The sequence below is a fragment of the Micromonospora sp. BL4 genome (genome assembly GCF_003667505.1).
Lineage (GTDB): Bacteria > Actinomycetota > Actinomycetes > Mycobacteriales > Micromonosporaceae > Micromonospora.
Window position 1 is genome coordinate 67,057 of record NZ_RCVJ01000153.1, and the last position, 18,621, is coordinate 85,677.

Below are 18,621 nucleotides of genomic sequence, written 5' to 3' on the forward strand. Positions count from 1 at the left end.
TTGACGGTGAGCCGTGGTCAGCGGAGGAAGGCCGCGGCGACGCCGGCGTCCACCGGAATGTGCAGCCCCGTCGTGTGGGACAACTCCCCGCCGGTGAGCACGAAGACCGCGTTGGCGACGTGCTCGGGCAGCACCTCACGCTTGAGCAGCGTGCGCTGGGCGTAGAACTCGCCGAGCTTCTCCTCCGGCACGCCGTAGACGGCGGCCCGCTTGGCGCCCCAGCCCCCGGCGAAGATGCCGGAGCCGCGGACCACGCCGTCCGGGTTGACGCCGTTGACCCTGATGCCGTGCCCGCCCAGCTCCGCGGCGAGCAGCCGGACCTGGTGCGCCTGGTCGGCCTTGGCCGCGCCGTAGGCCACGTTGTTCGGGCCGGCGAACAGGGAGTTCTTGCTGGAGATGTAGACGATGTCCCCGCCCATCCCCTGCGCCAGCAGGACCCGCGCGGCCTCGCGGGAGACGAGGAAGGAGCCCTTGGCCATCACGTCGTGCTGGATGTCCCAGTCCGCCTCGGTCGTGTCCAGCAGCGACCTGGACAGCGAAAGCCCGGCGTTGTTCACCACCAGGTCCACCCCACCGAAGGCGAGCACCGCGTCGCGCAGGGCGCGGGCGACGGCGTCCCCGTCACTGACGTCGGCGGCGACGGCGACCGCCACATCGGTGGTGCCGATCTCCGCGGCGACGGCGGCGGCCGCCTCCGCGTCACGGTCGGCGACGACGACGCAGGCGCCCTCCGCGGCGAGCCGGTGGGCGATCGCCCGGCCGATGCCGGAGCCACCGCCGGTGACGAACGCGATCCGGGTGGCGAGAGCCTTCGGCTTCGGCATGCGCTGGAGCTTCGCCTCCTCCAGTGCCCAGTACTCGATCCGGAACTTCTCGGCCTCGTCGATCGGCGCATACCGCGAGACGGACTCCGCGCCGCGCATCACGTTGATGGCGTTGACGTAGAACTCCCCGGCGACGCGGGCGGTCTGCTTGTTGGCCCCGAAGCTGAACATGCCCACACCCGGCACCAGGACGACGGCCGGGTCGGCGCCGCGCATCGGCGGGCTGTCCGGGCCGGCGTGCCGCTCGTAGTAGGCGCGGTAGTCGTCACGGTAGGAGGCGTGCAGTTCCTTGAGCCGGGCGATCACGACCTCGATCGGAGCGGTGGGCGGCAGGTCGAGCACCATCGGACGGACCTTGGTACGCAGGAAGTGGTCCGGGCACGAGGTGCCGAGGGCCGCGAGCGCGGGGTGCTTCTCCCGGGCGACGAAGTCGAGCACCACGTCGCTGTCGGTGAAGTGGCCGACCTGCGGCCGGTCGGTGGACGCGAGGCCGCGCAGCACCGGGAACAGCTCCGCCGCCCGACGTCGACGCTCGTCGGTCGGCAGCGGCTCGTAGCCGTCGATGACCGGGCCGAGCGGCTCGGCCCGACCCCGCTCGTCGAGGAAGGCCTGCGAGCTGCGGATGATCTCCAACGAGTTGCGTTCGCACTCGTCACTCGTCGCGCCCCACGCGGTGATGCCGTGCCCACCGAGGATCACGCCGACCGCCTGCGGGTTGGCCCGCGCCACGGCGGCGATGTCCAGGCCGAGCTGGAAGCCGGGCCGCCGCCAGGGGACCCACAGCACCCGCTCGCCGAAGATCTCCTTGGTCAGTTCGGGCCCGTCGGCGGCGGCGGCGATCGCGATGCCCGCGTCGGGGTGCAGGTGGTCGACGTGCGCCACGTCGACCAGACCGTGCATCGCCGTGTCGATGGACGGTGCGGCGCCGCCGCGGCCGTGCAGGCAGTAGTCGAACGCGGCGACCATCTCGTCCTCGCGCTCGATCCCGGGGTACACGTCGACGAGAGCGCGGAGCCGGTCCAGCCGCAGCGCGGCCAGACCGGACCGGGTCAGGGTGCCGAGATCGCCGCCCGAACCCTTGACCCACAGCAGGTCGACGGACCCACCGGTGACCGGATCGGTGTCCGCGCCCTTGGCGGAGGTGTTGCCCCCGGCGTAGTTCGTCGTGGTCGGGTCGGCGCCGAGCCGGTTGCTGCGCGCGATCAGCGCCTGAACCTCGGGTTGCATCGTCCTCACGTCCCCAGTCTGCGTTCTTCGGTGGTGGTCAGGCGCCCCAGCCGGCCTGCTGGCCGTCGGCACGTTCGGCGCGGATCTTCTCGAAGTAGCCGGAGCGGGCGTACGCGGCCATCGGGTCCGGGTCCAGGCCCAGGTCCGTACGCAGCTCGGCGAGCAGCGGCCGGACGTCGGTGTTGTACGCGTCCATCAGCACCGCGTTCGCGGCGAGCACGTCGCCGGTCCGCTGCGCGGCGGCCAGCGCGTCCAGGTCGACGAGCAGCGCCTTCGCCGTCGCCTCCTGCACGTTGAGCACCGAACGGATGATGGCCGGGATCTTCGGCTCGATGTTGTGGCACTGGTCGAGCATGAACGCGATCCCGGCCTCGGGCGCCAACGCGTCACCCCGGACGATCTCGTGCATGATCCGGAACAGCTGGAACGGGTCCGCGGAGCCGACCATCAGGTCGTCGTCGGCGTAGAAGCGGGAGTTGAAGTCGAAGGCGCCGAGCTTCCCGACGCGCAGCAGGAACGCCACGATGAACTCGATGTTCGTACCCGGCGCGTGGTGCCCGGTGTCGATGACCACCTGCGCCTTCGGGCCCAACTCCAGGCAGTGCGCGTACGCGGTGCCCCAGTCCGGCACGTCCGTGGCGTAGAAGGCCGGCTCGAACAGCTTGTACTCCAGCAGCAGCCGTTGGCCGTCGCCGAGCCGGTCGTAGGTCTCCCGCAGCGCCGTCGCCAGCCGGTCCTGCCGGGCCCGAAGGTCGTCCTGGCCCGGGTAGTTGGTCCCGTCGGAGAACCAGAGCTTCAGGTCCCGGGAGCCGGTGCGGTCCATGATGTCCACGCACTCGAGCAGGTGGTCGATCGCCTTGCGGCGCACACCCGGATCCGGGTTGGTGACACTGCCCAGCTTGTAGTCGTTGTCCTGGAAGACATTGGCGTTGATCGCGCCCAGGCCGACCCCGTGGTCGGTCGCGTACGCGGCCAGGTCGGCGTAGTCGTCGACGCGGTCCCACGGAATGTGCAGGGCGACGGTCGGCGCGACGCCGGTGAGCCGGTGCACCACCGCCGCGTCGGCGATCTTCTCGTACGGGTTGCGCGGCACGCCCTCCTGCGGGAACACCTTGAACCGGGTGCCGGAGTTGGCGTACGCCCAGGACGGGGTCTCGATGCGCTGCGCGCGCAGGGCTGACCGGACCCGCTCAAGGGTCTGCGCGTCGGGCTGCGTCATGGGGTTTCTCCCGTCTGTGCGGCGAGCCGCGTCTCACGCTCTGCGCTGAGCTGCGCCTCAAGGTTGAAGACCTCGTCCAGCGGCCGGATGGCCCGGTCGGCGGCGCCCTGGTCGAGGCCGACGAAGTAGGGCGCCATCTCCGCCTGCCAGCGGGTGTTGACGTCGCTGGTCTGCATGGCGGCCTGGGCCGCCGCGAAGTCGTCGGTGACCAGGTAGCCCACGAGCAGGCCGTCGTCGCGGAGGAAGAGCGAGTAGTCGTGCCAACCGCTCTCGGCCAGGGCGGCGAGCATCTCCGGCCAGACCCGTGCGTGGCGGGCGCGGTACTCGTCGAGTCGGTCGGGGTCTACCTGGAGGGTGAAGCAGACGCGGGGCATGGTTCTCCCGTCGGCTCCCCCGGTCGGTGCGGCGCGGTGTACGCCGCACCGACCGGGAGGGCGGTCAGAACTGGAACTGGTCGATGTTGCTCTTGTCGAAGACGGTCGGCGGGCCGAGGATGACCACCCCGTCCTTGCCGACGGTGAACTCGCCGAGCTTGCCGGCCTTGAACTTGTCGCCCTCGGCGCCGGTGATCTGGCCGGAGGCCAGCGCCGCGCCGACGTACGCCGCGAGGTAGCCGAGGTCGGCCGGGCTCCACAGGGCGAAGGCGTCGACGGTGCCGTCCTTGACGTACTGGCGCATCTGGTTGGGGGTGCCCAGACCGGTCAGCTTGACCTTGCCCTTGTACTGCGACCCGCTGAGGTAGCGCCCGGCGGCCGCGACGCCGACCGTGGTCGGAGAGATGATGCCCTTGAGGTTCGGGTACGACTGGAGCAGACCCTGGGTCTCCTGGAAGGACTTCTGGTCGTCGTCGTTGCCGTACGCCACGGTGACCAGCTTGACCTTGCTGTACTCGGGCTTCTTCAGCTCCTCCTTCATCAGCGCGATCCAGGCGTTCTGGTTGGTCGCGTTGGCGGTCGCGGAGAGGATCGCGATCTCGCCCTCGCCGCCGATCTGCTGCGAGATCAGCTTGACCTGGTTCTCCGCGATGCCCTCGGCGGTGACCTGGTTGACGAAGATCTGCCGGCACTCCGGCTTGGTGTCGGAGTCGAAGGTGACGATCTTCGCGCCGGCCGCCTTCGCCTGGTTGAGCGCGCCGCAGATGGCGTTCGGATCGTTGGCCGAGGTGACGATCACGTCCATGCCCTGCTGGGACAGGGTGTTGATGTAGCTGACCTGCGACGAGGCGCTGGCCTCGGACGGGCCGACCTCCTTGAACTCACCCTTGAACTCCGTGACCGCGTCCTTGCCGCCGTTGTCCGAGACGGTGAAGTACGGGTTGTTCAGCTGCTTCGGCAGGAAGGCGATCTTGAGCCCTTCCTTGATGGCGGCGTCGGGATTGGCGGCGCCGCTCGCCTGGTTGCCGGCGCCGCCGTCGTCACCGGAGTTGTCCCGGGTGGTACCGCCGCACGCTGCGGCGCTGAGCAGCAGTGCGGCCAGGGTGAGGCTGGTGGCCCCGACACGGAGGCCTCTGCGGTATGCGGACATCGTCATCCTTCCGGGGGTGGTTGGTGAGCGGGGGACCTCACGAAGCGACGGAGTGCCGCTGTCGTCGACGGTGCAGCCGGGCGCGGATGTCCGCGACGGCGTTGGGCAGCACCACGGATGCGATGAGCAGGGTGCCGGTGACGATCGTCAGGGCGTTGGCGTCGACGTCGGCGAGCTGCAACGCGTTGCGCAGGACGCCGAGGAGCAGGACGCCGGCCAGCACACCGAGCAGGGCGCCCCGGCCGCCGAAGATCGAGACCCCGCCGAGCAGCACGGCGGTGACGACGGTCAGCTCCAGGCCGGTGGCGTTGTCGCCGCGGGCGCTGGCGTACCGCAGGGTCCAGAAGATGCCGACCAGCCCGCACACGGCGCCGGAGACCACGAAGAGCCAGAACTTCGTCCGGGCCACTGAGACGCCGGTGAACGTGGCGGCCTGGTCGTTGTTGCCCATGGCGTAGAGCGCCCGGCCGGCCGCGGTGGCGTGCAGCACCACCCCGAAGACCAGGGCGAGCAGCAGCAGCGGCACCACCACGACCGGGATCGACGTGCCGGGGATGTTCCGCACCACGGCGGCCGTCCAGTCGGCCGGGAAGTCCGCGACCGCCTGGTCGCCGAGCACGACGAAGGACAGCCCCCGGTAGAGGGCGAGCGTGCCGATGGTGACCGCCAGGGACGGCAGGCCGAAACCGGTGACGAAGAGACCGTTCACCGCGCCGAGCACCGCCCCGAGCAGCACCACGAGGACGCAGATCAGCTCCAGCGACAGTCCACTGGAGAGCCAGAGCTGCCCCATCAACGTGCTGCACAGGCCCACCATGCTGGCCACCGAGAGGTCGATCTCGCCGGTGATCACGATCAGGGTCATCGGCAGCGCGATGAACGCCAGCGGCACCAGGTCGAGCAGCAGGAACTGGGCGTTGCGGCCGGTGGCGAAGTTCTCCACGGTCAGTCCGGCGACCAGCACGGCCGCCACGAGGGCGCCGACGATCACCGCGTCCCAGGAGCCGAACAGCCCGCGCAGGGTGGCGAGTCGGCCCGCGCCGGGCTCGGCCTCGACGGTGGGCGGTGCGGCGTACAGGCTGTCATGCGCCATGGGCGCTTCTCCCTCGGAGGCGGGCCGCCACCCGCAGGGCCAGGAGCCGGTCCAGCCCGATGGCGGCGAGGATGAGCGCGCCGACCACGGCCTGCTGCCAGAACGGGTCGATGCGCAGGACGGCGAGCGAGCTGCCGATCGTGGTCAGCAGCACGGCGCCGAGCGCCGCGCCGTAGGCGCTGCCGCTGCCGCCGAAGATCGCCACCCCGCCGACCACGGCGGCGGCGACGACCTGGAGTTCCAGACCGGTGCCGGCGGCCGCGTCGAGGGTGCCGAACCGGGCCGCGTACAGCACGCCGGCGAGGCCGGCCAGCGCGCCGTTGGCGACGAACACCGCGAACACCCGCCGGCCCACCGGGATGCCGGAGAGCCGGGCGGCGGCCGGCTCGGAGCCGATCGCGTACAGCTCCCGGCCGCTGTGGTACGAGCGCAGGTAGAACCCGACCGCGGCGACGACGACCAGCGCGACGAGGAACAGCACGGGTACGCCGAGCACGGTCTGGTTACCCAGCCGCAGGAACGATGAGGGCATGTCGGCGGCGTTGATCTGCCGGCCGGACGCCCAGTAGTAGTCGACGCCCCGGAAGGCGTAGAGCGTGCCGAGGGTGATGACCAGAGCGGGCACCCGGGCCACCGCGATCAGGCCGCCGTTGATCACACCGCAGAGCGCGCCCAGCGCGACCCCCACGACGAGCGCCACGGGCCACGGGGTGCCGGGCGCGCTGAGGAACAGCGTGCCGGTGGCGAACGCGACCAGACCCAGGATCGAGCCGACGGAGAGGTCGACGTTGCGGGTGACGATGACCAGGGTCTGCCCGACCGCCAGGATCACCAGGATCGCGCAGCCCAGCAGCAGGTCCTTGACGCTCTGGCCGCTCAGGAAGCGGTCGTTGCGCACGGTGGTCACCAGGACCAGCAGGCCGAGCGCGATGAGCAGGCTCAGCTCGCGTACGGCGAGCAGCCGTTCGGTGAGGCTGCGGCGCTGCCGGTCGGGCTCGGTCGGTTCGGTCCCGGTGGGCCGCTCGGGCGCGCCGGTGTCGGTGCGGCTCATGCGGTCACTCCTTGACCGGTGGCGGCGTACATGATGGAGGTCTCGTCCGCCTCGGCCCGGGACAGCTCGCGGACCAGGCGTCCCTCGTGCATGACCAGCACCCGGTCGGCCATGCCGAGCACCTCGGGCAGTTCGCTGCTGATCATGAGGATCGCCAGACCCTCGCCGGCCAGCTCCGAGAGCAGCCGGTGCACCTCGGACTTGGTGCCGACGTCGATGCCCCGGGTCGGCTCGTCGATGATCAGAATCCGTGGTTCGGTGGCCAGCCACTTGGCGAGCACCACCTTCTGCTGGTTGCCGCCGGAGAGGGTCGCCACCGGGGCGTTGAGCCGGGCGGCCTTCACCTGCAACCGTCGCGTCCAGCTGCGGGCCTCGGCGCGCTCCGCGCCGCCGAGCAGGAGGCCGAGTCGGCTCAGCGCCCGACGGCGGGCCAGCGTCGCGTTGCGCTCGACCGACAGCTCCATGACCAGGCCCTGCTGCCGCCGGTCCTCGGGGACCAGCGCCATGCCGGCGGCGATCGCCCGGCCCGGCCTGCCCGCCGGAACACCTCGCCCGGCCACCCGCACCTCGCCCGCGTCGTAGCGGTCGATGCCGAAGACGGCGCGGGCGACCTCGCTGCGGCCGGCGCCGACCAGCCCGGCGAGCGCGACGATCTCCCCGCCCCGGACGGAGAACGACACGTCGGTGAAGACGCCGGCCCGGGTCAGCCCACGGACCTCGAGCAGCGTGTCCCGCAGCTCGGCGACCTGCTTGGGGTAGAGCGAGGAGACGTCCCGACCGACCATGCGCCGCACCACCTCGTCGACGGTGAGGTCGGCGGCCGGATCGCTGGAGACCCAGGCGCCGTCGCGCAGCACGGTGACACGGTGGCAGAGGTCGAACACCTCGTCGAACCGGTGCGAGATGAACAGCACGGCGGCGCCGCGTTCGCAGAGCGAGCGGGCGACCGCGAAGAGCCGCTCGACCTCCACGCCGGAGAGCGCGGCGGTGGGCTCGTCCATGACCAGGACGCGGGCGTCGAAGGAGATCGCCTTGGCGATCTCGACGAGCTGCTGGTCGGCGATGGAGAGCCCTCGGGCGGGACGGGTCGGGTCGATCCGGACCCCGAGCCGCTGGAACAGCCGCTCGGCGTCGCGGTTCATCGCCGCGCTGTCGATGCGGCGCAGGCCGCGAAGCGGTTGCCGGCCCATGAAGATGTTCTCCGCCACGGACAGATCCGGAAAGAGCGTCGGCTCCTGGTAGATGACGGCGATGCCGGCGGCCCGGGCGTCGGCGGGGCCGCGCAGTCGCAGCGGCTGCCCGTCCAGCGTCATCTCGCCGGAGTCCGGCGGGTGCGCGCCGGCCAGGATCTTCACCAGGGTGGACTTGCCCGCCCCGTTCTCGCCGACCAGGGCGTGGGCCTCGCCGGCGTGCAGCGCCAGGTGCACCCCACGCAGCGCGGCGACGGCCCCGAAGGACTTCGTCACGCCGTCGAGTACCAGCAGCGGAGCGCCGTCCGTGCCTGGTGCGTCGGCGGTCATCCGATCCCCTCCTGAATCGTTTCACGAGTCGTGCATGGACCGTAGGGGGAGGCATTCGTGAGCGTCAAGAGTTTCGCCATGATTTCTTGGCCGTTGCCGATGCGGGCTCCGCGCACCCTCGGACCCGTGCCGCCGATCGGCGACGCGACGCGCGGGACCACCAGCTGGCTGGATGAAACGTTTTAGCCGCTATACACTGCCGGAGCTACCCGGTCCAGCCGTCCCCGCGACGCGCTTTCCGGGGATCACCGCGACCGCGACCCGCTCGGGGCTCGGGCCGCGACCACCGCACGGAACGTCGAGGGAGTCATGGCAACGGCGAACATCAAGGAGGTCGCCCGGCACGCCGGCGTCTCCCTCGGCACGGTGAGCAACGTGCTCAATCGGCCCGACACGGTCGCCCCCGCCACCCGCCAGCGGGTGCTCGACGCCATCAGCACGCTCGGCTACGTCCGCAACGACTCCGCGCGCCAACTGCGCGCCGGGCACAGCCGCACCGTGGCCATCGTCGTCCTGGACGTGGCCAACCCGTTCTTCACCGACGTCGTCCGCGGCGCCGAACAGGTGGTGGAGGAAGCCGGCGCCATGCTCGTCGTCTGCAACAGCGGCGAGGACAGCGCCCGAGAACGCCGCCACCTGGAGCTGCTGGAGGAGCAGCGGGTCCGCGGCGTCCTCATCACCCCGGTCGGCCACGGCCCCCAGCCCAACCTGGACAAGCTCATCGACCGGGGCATTCCGGTGGTGCTGGTGGACCGGGGCACGGGCCGGGCGAACCGCTGCTCGGTGGCGGTCGACGACGTCCTCGGCGGCCGGCTGGCCATGGACCACCTGCTGGATCAGGGCCACCACCGCATCGCCTACCTCGGCGGCCCGCTCTCCATCGCCCAGGTCGCCGACCGGCACGCCGGTGCCGCCGCGGCACTGGAGGAACGTGACAGCGGCGCCGAACTCCGGGTGGCGGTGACCACCAGCCTGACCGTCGCCGCCGGCCGGCGCGCCGCCGAGGAGCTGCTGACTCTGCCGGCCCGGCAGCGCCCCACCGCCGTCTTCTGCGCCAACGACCTCATCGCGCTCGGCGTCCTCCAGGAGTTGACCGCGCGCGGCCTGCGGGTGCCGGCCGACGTCGCCATCGTCGGCTACGACGACATCGAGTTCGCCGACGCGGCGGCGGTGCCGCTGTCATCGGTACGCCAGCCCCGCGACCAGCTCGGCCGCACCGCGGCGCAGCTGCTGCTGGAGGAGGCCGAGCCCGGCGACGCGCACCGGCACCGGCACGTGGTCTTCCAGCCGGAGCTGGTCGTCCGCCGCTCCAGCGACCACCCCCGGCGCACCCGGCGCTGACCCCCCGAACCGGTTGAAGCAGAGCAAAGGGCGTCTGACACCCCCGGGAGAGGCGGGACCGCGAGAGGCGTTGGGGGTTCGGCAGCCCCGCCGATGAGTCAGGCCGCCGGGACGGGCGTGGCCCAGACGTCGGCGATCGACGGGTCGTAGCCGTCACCCGTGTCCCGGAATCGCACCCGCACCGCCCCGTCGCGGGTCGCGTCCGGCAGGTCGACCACGAACTGGTAGCTGACCGTGCCGGCTCCGGCCGCCGTACGCCGCCACGCGCGACTGTGCGCCACCACCCCGTCCACGACCACCTCGTAGTCCTTGAGCTGCGGCCCGTCGTACGTCTCCCGAGCGCGCAGCACGAACGGCTCGCCGGGCTCGACGGCGAGGTCGAACTCGAACCAGCCGCCGGGGCGGGTCGTGTCGGTGTACCGGCGGGTCAGGCCGGCCTCGGTGCTGGTGGCCGAGTAGGTCGAGGCGGCGAGGCGGTGCGCCTGCTCGGACGCCGCGACACCCAGGTCGACGTGGTCGTACGCGCCGGGCGGTGGATCGTCGAACCGTACCGGGATCGCGACGAGGCGCCGTTCGGCCGCCGTGTCGCCGGTCGCCACCGTGATCTCCACCGGCCCCTGGGTCACCGACACGGGCGCGGTGAGCACGGTCGACACGGTGGTCTGCGCGCCGGGAGCGAGGTCGTACCCGGTGGCCGGCGTCGCCCGCCAGCTGTCCGGCGCGGTGACGGTCAGCTGCCCGGTCACCCGTACGCCGGCCCGGTTGCGCAGCACGGTGCCGACCGTCGTCGTGGCGCCCGGGGCGACGTCGGCCGGGACCGGGGCCGCCGACACGATCTGCACCGCCGGCGCAACGGCGACGGTTCCCGCGACGGGCAGCGTCGCGCTGCCACCCCGGTGGCGGTAGCTGGCGGAGCCGTCGACGGCCCCGCTCACCGGCGCCTGACCGGCGGGGATCCGCAGGTCGTAGCGGTGGTTGACGGTGCCGCCCGGCGCGACCGTGGTGGCTCGCTTTCCGACCGGGGTCACCGTCCAGCCGTCGGGCGCCCGCAGGTCGGAGGTGACGCCGGTCAGCGGGTCCCGCCCGCCGTTGGTCACCGTGACGGTGGCGCGTACGACCTCGCCGGGCAGCCGCTCCCCCACCGGCAGGTCGAGTTTCACCACGGCGCCGACCAGGGTCGACGACGCCGCGGAGAGCCGCTGGTCGACCCGGGTGAGCAGCGCGGTGAACCGGTCCGCGTGGGCCTGGTCGAGGCGACCCGTGGCGACCTGGGTCCGCAGCCACCGGGCCGTGTCGGCGGCGCTCGCCAGGGCCCGGTGCACGTCACCGGCGGCGGAACGCGAGTTGCCCGCCAGGTACGCCGTCCGCGCCGCCGCCGTCTCCGCGGCGAGTCGGCTGAACCGACCGCGCAGGTACTCGGCCACCGGTCGACCCAGCTCACCGGCGAGCTGGTCGGTGAGCGTCCCCAGCTCCCGTGCCGTGTCGCCGGCGTCGCCCAGGTCGCCGAGCACCCGGTCGACCGCGAAGGAGTACGAACCGGAGCCGATCTCGTAGACGGCGACCGCGCCGTCCATCCGGACGAACCGCACGCCGTCGGCCTGCTCCGCCGGTCGGCCACCCTCGGTGACCGCGTTCCGTCCCGGTGCTGGCAGGCGTACGGTCGCCGTGGTGTTCGCCGGCAGCGTGAGCCGCAGCCGCATGTCCCCGCGTGCGTCGAGGTCCCAGTCGCTGCCGATCGTTCCGTAGGCCGAGCGGTACGACGCCCTGGCCGAGGTGAGGTCGCCACCGGGCTGCGGGGCGAACGTGAGGTGCGCGTACCCCGGCTTGTCGTTGTCGGGTTGGATGCCGGCCACGGTCCGGTACATCCAGTCCCCCACCGCGCCGTAGGCGTAGTGGTTGAAGGAGTTCATCCCCACGTCGCCGAAGCTGCCGTCGGGTTTGATCGAGTCCCAGCGCTCCCAGATCGTCGTCGCGCCCTTGGCGATCTCGTATCCCCATGACGGATAGGTGTCGTTGAGCAGCAGCCGGTACGCGACGTCCAGATGCCCGGTCGCACTGAGCGCCGGCAGCAGGTCCGGGGTGCCGAGGAAACCGGTGGAGAGGTGCCAGTCGTGACGTTGCACGTTGGCGACCAGCCGGTCGGCGGCCTTGGCCCGCAGCGTGTCGGGCAGCAGGCCCATGCCGATGGCCAGCACGTACCCGGTCTGGCTGTCGCCCTGCACCGTGCCGTCGGCGGCGACGTACGCGTCGACGAACGCCTGCGCGATGTCCCTGGACAGCGCCGCGTAGCGGGCCGCGTCGGCGTCCTTGCCGATGGCGCCGGCCAGCTGGCCCAACAGCCGGATGCTGTAGGCGTAGTAGGCCGTTCCGACGACGCCGGCGGGCGTCGGATCGTTCAGGTTGAGCCAGTCGAGGTACGGGCCGGCGTTGGTCCGCAGGTGATTCGAGCTGGTGCTCTCCAACCAGGACGCGTACCGCGTCATCGACGCGTAGTGCTCCTCGATCACGCGGGTGTCGCCGTAGCGTTGCCAGAGCGCGTACGGCACGGTGATCCCGGCGTCGGCCCATCCGGTCGCGCCGTCCCCGCAGCAGGCCCGGGGCGCGACGTCGGGGTACGCGCCGTTCGCCGACTGGGCGTCCCGCAGGTCCTGCAACCACTTGGTGAGGAACGTCAGGCTGTCCATGTTGAACGTCGCGGTGTTGGCGAAGACGTTGATGTCACCGGTCCAGCCGAGCCGCTCGTCCCGGGCCGGGGTGTCGGTCGGGATGGACAGGAAGTTGCCGCGTTGCCCCCAGGTGATGTTGCTGTGCAGCTTGTTCACCATCGCGTTGGAGGTCTCGAACTCGCTGGTGAGCTCCCCGTCGGTGTGCATGACCAGGCCGGTGACGGTGGACAGGTCGGGGGTGCCCGGGTAGCCGGTCAACTCGACGTAACGGAAGCCGTGGAAGGTGAACGTCGGCTCGTAGACCTCGGCGCCGCCGCCGCGCAGCGTGTAGTGGTCGGTGGCCCGGGCCGTACGCAGGTTGGCGGTGTAGGCGGTGCCGTCCGGGTTGAGCACCTCGGCGTGCCGGATGCGCACCGTGGCGCCGGCCGGGCCGTCGACCTTGAGGCGCACCTTGCCCACCATGTTCTGGCCGAGGTCGAAGATCCAGGTGCCGGGGGTGGGCTGGGTCAGCGCCTTCGCGGGCAGCTCCTGCGTGACCCGCACCGGCGGGTCGACCTGGGCGACGATCCGGTCGGTGGCGTCGACGTCGTCCACGGTGGCGGGCGACCAGCCGGAGTCGTCGAACCCGGGTCGGTCCCAGCCGGCTGGCAGCCGGCGCGCGTCGTAGGTCTCGCCGTGGATCAGGTCGCTCTGCCGGAAGGGCCCGGCCGTGGCGCGCCACGAGCCGTCGGTGCCGATCGTCTCGCTGCGCCCGTCGGTGTAGTCGATCATCAGTTGCGCGCTCAGGTGCGGCCGGGAGCCGTAGTTGTCGGTGCCGAACCAGGCGATGCTGCCGGCGTACCAACCGTCACCCAGCAGCGCGCCGAGGGCGTTGTCGCCGGCGCGGAGCTGGCGGGTCACGTCGTACGTCTGGTACTGGACCCGCTTGTCGTAGTCCGTCCAGCCGGGCGCCAACTCGTGGTCGCCGACCCGCTGGCCGTTGAGGGACAGCTGGTAGACGCCGAGTGCGGTGGCGTAGAGCCGGGCTCGGGCGACCGTGCCGTCGACCCGGAAGCCCCGGCGCAGCAGCGGGTTCGCGTCCAGCGCGGTGAGCATCGCCTCGGTGTCGCCGCTGACCCGCAGGCCGCCCGCGGTGGCCGTGCCGGCCCCGAACGGATTCTCGCCGTCGGTGAGCGGGGCCGCGAAGAGGGTGTCGTCGCCGCTGGTCACCGAGAAGTCGGAGAAGACCCCGGTCTCCACCCCGTTGGTGCGCAGGCCCACCGAGCCGGCCCGGTGGGCGGTGCTGCGGGTGACGTCGACCTGGGTGCCGTCGACCCAGGTGGTGATGGTGTCGCCGGCCGCAGTGATGCGCAGGGTGTGCGGCGCGGTCAGCTTGTCGGCCGGTACGACCGCGCCGAGCGGGACCTCCTTGAGCAGCGTCCAGGCGCCGTCGACGCGGACGTGCGGGCGCAGCTTGGCGCTGCCGCCGGTGGTGGAGAACTGCCACATGTACGAGTTCGCCGCGCCACGGGCGCGCAGGAAGATCCCGGCCGCGTCGCGTTCCAGCCGTACCGTCGTCTGCACGGTGTAGTCGGTCCAGGTCTCGGTGGGCGACGGCATGCCGATCCAGTCGGCCCGCCAGCCGTCGCCGCCCCGTACGCCGGTCTCCCAGAACGACGGCGCGCTCCACCCGGAGTCGCGGCCCGTGGTGTCCCAGACCCGGACCTGCCAGGCGTACCGGGTGCGGGGTCGCAGCTGCGGGCCGGCGTACGGGACGAGGGTGCTCTCCCGGGACCGGATCCGGCCGCTGTCCCAGACGTCGGCGTCGTCCAGCCGGTCCGCGCCGGTGGCGACGCGCACCTGGTACGACTCCTGGAGCACGCCCCGGGTGGTGGCCTCGATGCGCCAGCCGAGGCGCGGCTTCCCCACGTCCAGCCCGATGGGCTCGGTGGCCCGTTCGGTGGTCAGTCCGGTGACCGTCAGCGCGGGGGCCGCCGACGCGGCGGCCGTGGCCGGGCCCGGCGCCACCGTCGGGGTGAGGCCGAGCAGCAGCACGAGAAGCGCGGAGGGTGCGGCGTGGCGCCGCGTCATGCGCATCATTCCTGGTCCTCTTCCTTCCGGTGGCGGCGGGCCGACGACCGGCCCCGAACGGGACGTCAGCGGGGCTGGGCCGCCGGACCGGCGACCGGCTGGAAGCTGGACCGGCCGGAGCCGACCTGGAAGACGGCCCGGCCGTCCTCGATGCCGACGAAGGTGGCTCTGCTGGGGCCGGCCGCCCGGTAGGACTTTCCCGGCACGACCGGCAGGGCGACCCGGGCGGTGACGTTGACCGGCACGTCGAGGTCGACGCGCATTCCGGCGTTGGTGCGCCGCCAGTCGAGGCGGACCGGTCCGCGCTGGGTGGGCACGGTGCCGCTGGCGCGGTCGAGCCCGGTGGCGGGCGGTACCACGTCGACCGTCGCGGCGCCCGGGCTGGCGGTGCGGACGCCGAGCAGGGTCTCCTGCACGTCGACCACCGCCTGCGCGCCCCAGCCGTGCGACTGGCTGAAGTTGCTGCCGGGGTCGAGGGTCCAGGCTTCCCAGGTGAAGGTGCCGCCCTGGGCGAGGATGTTCGCCCAGCCCAGGTCGTCGGGGTTGGTCAGCAGTCGCAGCACCGCCTCGGGCCGGCCGGCGTCGGCGAGCGCCCGCAGCAGCCAGTGGGCGGTCATCGGCCCCTGTTTCATGCCCATCGACGCGACGTGGTCGGCCAGCGCGGGCAGGTCGGCCTGCGGGGCCAGTCCGTGCGCGACGGCGTACGACGTGGCGTGCTGCCCGGCGTGGCCGCTGCGCTCGCCGGTGGCCGAGAGCCCGTCGACGTAGCTGCCGTCGGCGGCGCGCAGCGTGGCGTTGACCGCGTCGGTGAGGTCCGCGGCCCGCCCGTCGTACGTGGTGACCTCGTCGGCGGGCCGGCCGAGCGCCTCGGCCATCCGGGCGGTGGTCCGCAGCACGTCGACGCTCTGCGCGTTGATGGTGGTCCGGGCGGCGGTGCTCATGTCGTAGCCGAAGCGGCCGGGCTCGGGCCAGTCGATGATGCCGTACCGGTAGGCGCCGCTGCCGCCGGTCAGGTCGGTGACCAGGCCGGCGGTGGGGCCGGTGGCCGGGATGTGGCGCAGCACGTACTCGGCGGTGTCCCGGATGGCCGGGTACGCCTCGGCCAGCAGCTCGCGGTCACCGGTCTCGGTCCAGTACCGCCACACCCAGTCGACGAACATCAGCGAGTAGTCGGGGATGTCCCGCTTGCCGTCGCCGTTGGGGTAGACGGCGTTGTAGCGGCCACGGTCGCCCTCGGCGGTCCAGTAGCGGGCGGCCGAGCGGAGGAACTCGCGGATGGCCTGCTGGGTGGCGTCGCGCTCGCCGAAGGCGGCCATCGTGGCGTACGAGATGTTCGCGGCGTCGCCGAGGAACTGGCCCTTCTCCCGGGTGGGTGTGTCGACGAACGCCTCCTGGACGGAGTAGATCGCGGACCGCTTCATCATCGCCCACACCGCGTCGAGGGTGGCGTTGGAGCTGGCGAAGCTCGCCTCCCGGCCGGCCGGCACGTCGGTGTGCACCACGACGGCGGAAACGTCGCGCGCCGAGATGCTCTCGCCGGCGCCGGGGATCTCCAGGTAGCGGAACCCGAGGTGGGTGAGGGCCCGGAACTCCTGCGGCCCGTCCTTCTGCAGGTACGGGAAGCTCATGGTGGTGCCCTGCGACTGGAGGGTGGACGTGTCGACCCGGCCGGTGTCGGTGAGGGTGTAGCCGGCCCGCAGGTCGATGGCGCGCCCGGCGACGCCGGCGTCGAACCGGACGACCGGGCGGGCGGGGATGACCACGCCGAAGTCGGCGACGACCGTGCCGTCGGCGGCGGTGCGCACCGCGACCGGTTTGACGGGGGTCTCGACAAGCCGGGTCTCCTGCCCGATCAGGTGCGGCGACGACGCGGTCGGGTGCGCGCCGAGCACCTCGGCGGCGGTGAACCCGCCGGCGCTGTCGTCGTAGCCGGGACGCATCCAGCCGGCGACCTCGGCGCGGGCGTCCTGCCGCTCGACCCGGTCGCCCTCGCCGTTGCGGCGCTCGGCGTTCGCGACGAATTGGGTGTCGCGGGCGACCCGCCAGGAGTCGTCCGTGCCGTACACCTCGCGGGTGCCGTCGGCGTGCTCGACGACCAGCTTCGCGAGCAGGCCACGGTTGCCGGCGGGGCGGCCCTGGCCGCTGCCGTACCAGTGGTAGCGCACCCCGATGACCAGCGGCGCACCGGCTCTCACCAGTTTCGTGACGTCGGTGGCCTGGTAGTAGTCCTCGCCCGGGTAGCCGAAGGAGGTCCCCCGGTCGGCGCGGGCGCCGTTGAGGTAGAGCTCGTAGGTGTGGTCGGCGGCGGTGTAGGCGCGGGCGCGGACGACGCGGCTGGCGTTGGGGCGTACCTCGGTGCGGGCCAGGGTGTAGTCGTCGGCCTCGGTGGTGGCGCGCCGGATCCAGCTCGCGCCCTCCCACTGGGTGTCGTCGATGCCGGTCTCGAAGGCGCCGGCGGCGGGTGGGGACTGCCGGCCGGTGCGGTCCCAGGTGCGGACCGTCCACTCGTACGCCGTGCCCGAACGCAGGGTGGGCCCCGCGTACGGCACGTAGGCCTGCTGGTCGGAGGCGACCTTGCCGGAGTCCCAGACCCGGTCGCCGCCGGTGGCGCTGACGGTGATCCGGTAGGCGGTCTGCGTCTCACCGGGGTCGGCGTCGCGGGGCAGCCAGCCGAAGCGCGGGACGCCCTCGACGTTGAGGGGTCGGCTCCGGTCGCCGACGGTCAGGGCGGTCGGCGCGCCCGGCGCGTGTCCCCGCGCGGCCAGCGCCGGTGGCGCCCCGCTGAGGACCACCGCGACCACGGTCGTCGCCGCCAGGAGCACCGCTGTCCGGCGCCGCCGGACAGCCGGCCGGAATCCGAGAGTACGACGAGTCACGCGGGCCTCCGCTCTATGAATCGTTTCAGGCAGGTTACGCGCTCGTCGTGGTCAAGTGAAGACGTTCACCTCGATGGATCCGACGCCCGCGCCTGGCTCCGTCCGATCCGGCCGTGGAAACTGTTATCCCGGCGCGGCCCGCCGGTCTCCTGAGGGGAGGCCGTGCTGGTGAACCCACCACGGTCCTCCACTGGGTAGCGGTGCGACCACACAAGGGAGTGAGACGATGCGCGGTACCGGTCGGGATGGGGCCGACACCGAGATGGTGGTCGCCGCCCGCGACGGCGACCCGCAGGCGCTCGACGCCCTGGTGGCCGCGTCCCTCCCCCTCGTCTACAACGTGGTCGGTCGGGCGCTGCGGGGGCACGCCGACGTCGACGACGTGGTCCAGGAGACCCTGCTCCGCGTCGTCCGTCACCTGGCCGACCTGCGCGATCCGGCCGCGTACCGGTCCTGGCTGATCGCCATCACGGTGCGCCAGGTGCGGGACCGCGAGCAGCAGCGCCGTGCCGCGCTGACCCACACCGCCGACCTCGACAGCGCGTACGGGGTGCCCGACCCGGCCGCGGACTTCGCCGGGCTCACCATCCTGCGGCTCGGCCTGACCGACCAGCGCCGCGAGGTGGCCGAGGCGACCCGCTGGCTCGACGACGACGACCAGACGTTGCTCGCCCTCTGGTGGCTGGAGGCCACCGGGAACCTCGACCGGGCCGACCTCGCCGCGGCGCTCGGCCTGACCGAGGGCCACGCGGCGGTACGGATCCAGCGGATGAAGGAACAGCTGGAGGTGTCCCGCAGCGTGGTCCGGGCGCTGCGCGCCAGCGCCACCTGCCCCGCCCTGCGCGACGTGACCCGCACGTGGGACGGCCGACCGAGCCCACTGTGGCGCAAGCGCCTGGCCCGGCACGTACGCGAATGCGGTGCCTGCGGTTCCTGGGCCCGGGACCTGCTCCCGGTGGACCGCCTGCTCGCCGGGCTGCCGCTGCTGCCGATCCCACCCGGAACGGCCGAGAACCTCGCGGCCGCCACCACCGCCCTGCCCACGCCGGTCGAACCCCTGGGCGGCGGGCCAATGCCCGGCACCGGCGGGCTGCGCACCAGCATCTCGTTCGGGTCGAAGAGCGTGCTGGGGCCGATCTGCGCGGCCGCCACGGTCGCCGCGCTGGTGATCGGGGCGATCATCGTGGCCCAACCGACCCTGCCTCTTATA

At 72.5% G+C, this 18,621-nt stretch carries 11 protein-coding genes; 2 read left to right on the top strand and 9 right to left on the bottom strand.

Translation table 11 applies throughout. From position 1 onward, the window contains the following. Window positions 1-17 precede the first annotated feature (17 nt). From EAD89_RS20175 to EAD89_RS20205, 7 genes are all read right to left on the bottom strand, one after another. Complete coding sequence (locus tag EAD89_RS20175) at window positions 18-2,051, bottom strand: bifunctional aldolase/short-chain dehydrogenase (RefSeq protein WP_121676819.1); 2,034 nt, start codon at window positions 2,049-2,051, stop codon at window positions 18-20. A gap of 37 nt (window positions 2,052-2,088) precedes the next feature. Further along, a complete protein-coding gene (gene rhaI / locus EAD89_RS20180; RefSeq protein WP_121676820.1) occupies window positions 2,089-3,270 on the bottom strand; it encodes an L-rhamnose isomerase in 1,182 nt (393 codons plus the stop codon). Beyond that, window positions 3,267-3,644: an L-rhamnose mutarotase gene (locus tag EAD89_RS20185; RefSeq protein ID WP_121657027.1), complete on the bottom strand. Its 378-nt coding sequence runs from the start codon at window positions 3,642-3,644 to the stop codon at window positions 3,267-3,269. Before EAD89_RS20185 ends, rhaI begins: the two co-directional genes overlap by 4 nt. A 64-nt stretch (window positions 3,645-3,708) precedes the next feature. Then, window positions 3,709-4,794, bottom strand: a complete 1,086-nt coding sequence (gene rhaS, locus EAD89_RS20190) for a rhamnose ABC transporter substrate-binding protein (RefSeq protein WP_121676821.1) — start codon at window positions 4,792-4,794, stop codon at window positions 3,709-3,711. A gap of 37 nt (window positions 4,795-4,831) precedes the next feature. Further along, the gene (locus EAD89_RS20195; RefSeq protein WP_121676822.1) at window positions 4,832-5,887 is read right to left on the bottom strand and encodes an ABC transporter permease; all 1,056 of its coding nucleotides are present in this window, start codon (window positions 5,885-5,887) and stop codon (window positions 4,832-4,834) included. Then, the gene (locus EAD89_RS20200; protein WP_121676823.1) at window positions 5,877-6,938 is read right to left on the bottom strand and encodes an ABC transporter permease; all 1,062 of its coding nucleotides are present in this window, start codon (window positions 6,936-6,938) and stop codon (window positions 5,877-5,879) included. The genes EAD89_RS20195 and EAD89_RS20200 overlap by 11 nt, the downstream gene beginning before the upstream one ends. Continuing rightward, on the bottom strand, window positions 6,935-8,458 hold the full coding sequence (locus EAD89_RS20205; RefSeq protein ID WP_121657031.1) for a sugar ABC transporter ATP-binding protein: 1,524 nt from the start codon (window positions 8,456-8,458) through the stop codon (window positions 6,935-6,937). Before EAD89_RS20205 ends, EAD89_RS20200 begins: the two co-directional genes overlap by 4 nt. Before the next feature lie 309 nt (window positions 8,459-8,767). On the opposite strand from EAD89_RS20205, the gene EAD89_RS20210 reads away from it, so the two are divergent. Continuing rightward, complete coding sequence (locus EAD89_RS20210; protein WP_121676824.1) at window positions 8,768-9,799, top strand: LacI family DNA-binding transcriptional regulator; 1,032 nt, start codon at window positions 8,768-8,770, stop codon at window positions 9,797-9,799. A gap of 98 nt (window positions 9,800-9,897) precedes the next feature. On the opposite strand, the gene EAD89_RS20215 is transcribed toward EAD89_RS20210, so the two are convergent. After that, window positions 9,898-14,535, bottom strand: coding sequence for a family 78 glycoside hydrolase catalytic domain (locus EAD89_RS20215; protein WP_121676833.1), 4,638 nt, complete (start codon window positions 14,533-14,535; stop codon window positions 9,898-9,900). Window positions 14,536-14,600: 65 nt separating this feature from the next. Beyond that, entirely contained in the window at window positions 14,601-17,411 is a 2,811-nt protein-coding gene (locus EAD89_RS20220; protein ID WP_199733565.1) for a family 78 glycoside hydrolase catalytic domain, read from the bottom strand. A 226-nt stretch (window positions 17,412-17,637) separates the two neighbouring features. Here EAD89_RS20220 and EAD89_RS20225 point away from each other — a divergent pair. Beyond that, window positions 17,638-18,621: RNA polymerase sigma factor (locus EAD89_RS20225; RefSeq protein ID WP_233578852.1), on the top strand; the 984-nt coding region annotated here is incomplete at its 3' end.

Excerpts from the sequence above, each read along its gene's own strand:
- EAD89_RS20175 (WP_121676819.1), bottom strand. The coding sequence starts at position 2,051 with ATGCAACCCGAGGTTCAGGCGCTGATCGCGCGCAGCAACCGGCTCGGC.
- rhaI (WP_121676820.1), bottom strand. The coding sequence starts at position 3,270 with ATGACGCAGCCCGACGCGCAGACCCTTGAGCGGGTCCGGTCAGCCCTG.
- EAD89_RS20185 (WP_121657027.1), bottom strand. The coding sequence starts at position 3,644 with ATGCCCCGCGTCTGCTTCACCCTCCAGGTAGACCCCGACCGACTCGAC.
- rhaS (WP_121676821.1), bottom strand. The coding sequence starts at position 4,794 with ATGTCCGCATACCGCAGAGGCCTCCGTGTCGGGGCCACCAGCCTCACC.
- EAD89_RS20195 (WP_121676822.1), bottom strand. The coding sequence starts at position 5,887 with ATGGCGCATGACAGCCTGTACGCCGCACCGCCCACCGTCGAGGCCGAG.
- EAD89_RS20200 (WP_121676823.1), bottom strand. The coding sequence starts at position 6,938 with ATGAGCCGCACCGACACCGGCGCGCCCGAGCGGCCCACCGGGACCGAA.
- EAD89_RS20205 (WP_121657031.1), bottom strand. The coding sequence starts at position 8,458 with ATGACCGCCGACGCACCAGGCACGGACGGCGCTCCGCTGCTGGTACTC.
- EAD89_RS20210 (WP_121676824.1), top strand. The coding sequence starts at position 8,768 with ATGGCAACGGCGAACATCAAGGAGGTCGCCCGGCACGCCGGCGTCTCC.
- EAD89_RS20215 (WP_121676833.1), bottom strand. The coding sequence starts at position 14,535 with ATGACGCGGCGCCACGCCGCACCCTCCGCGCTTCTCGTGCTGCTGCTC.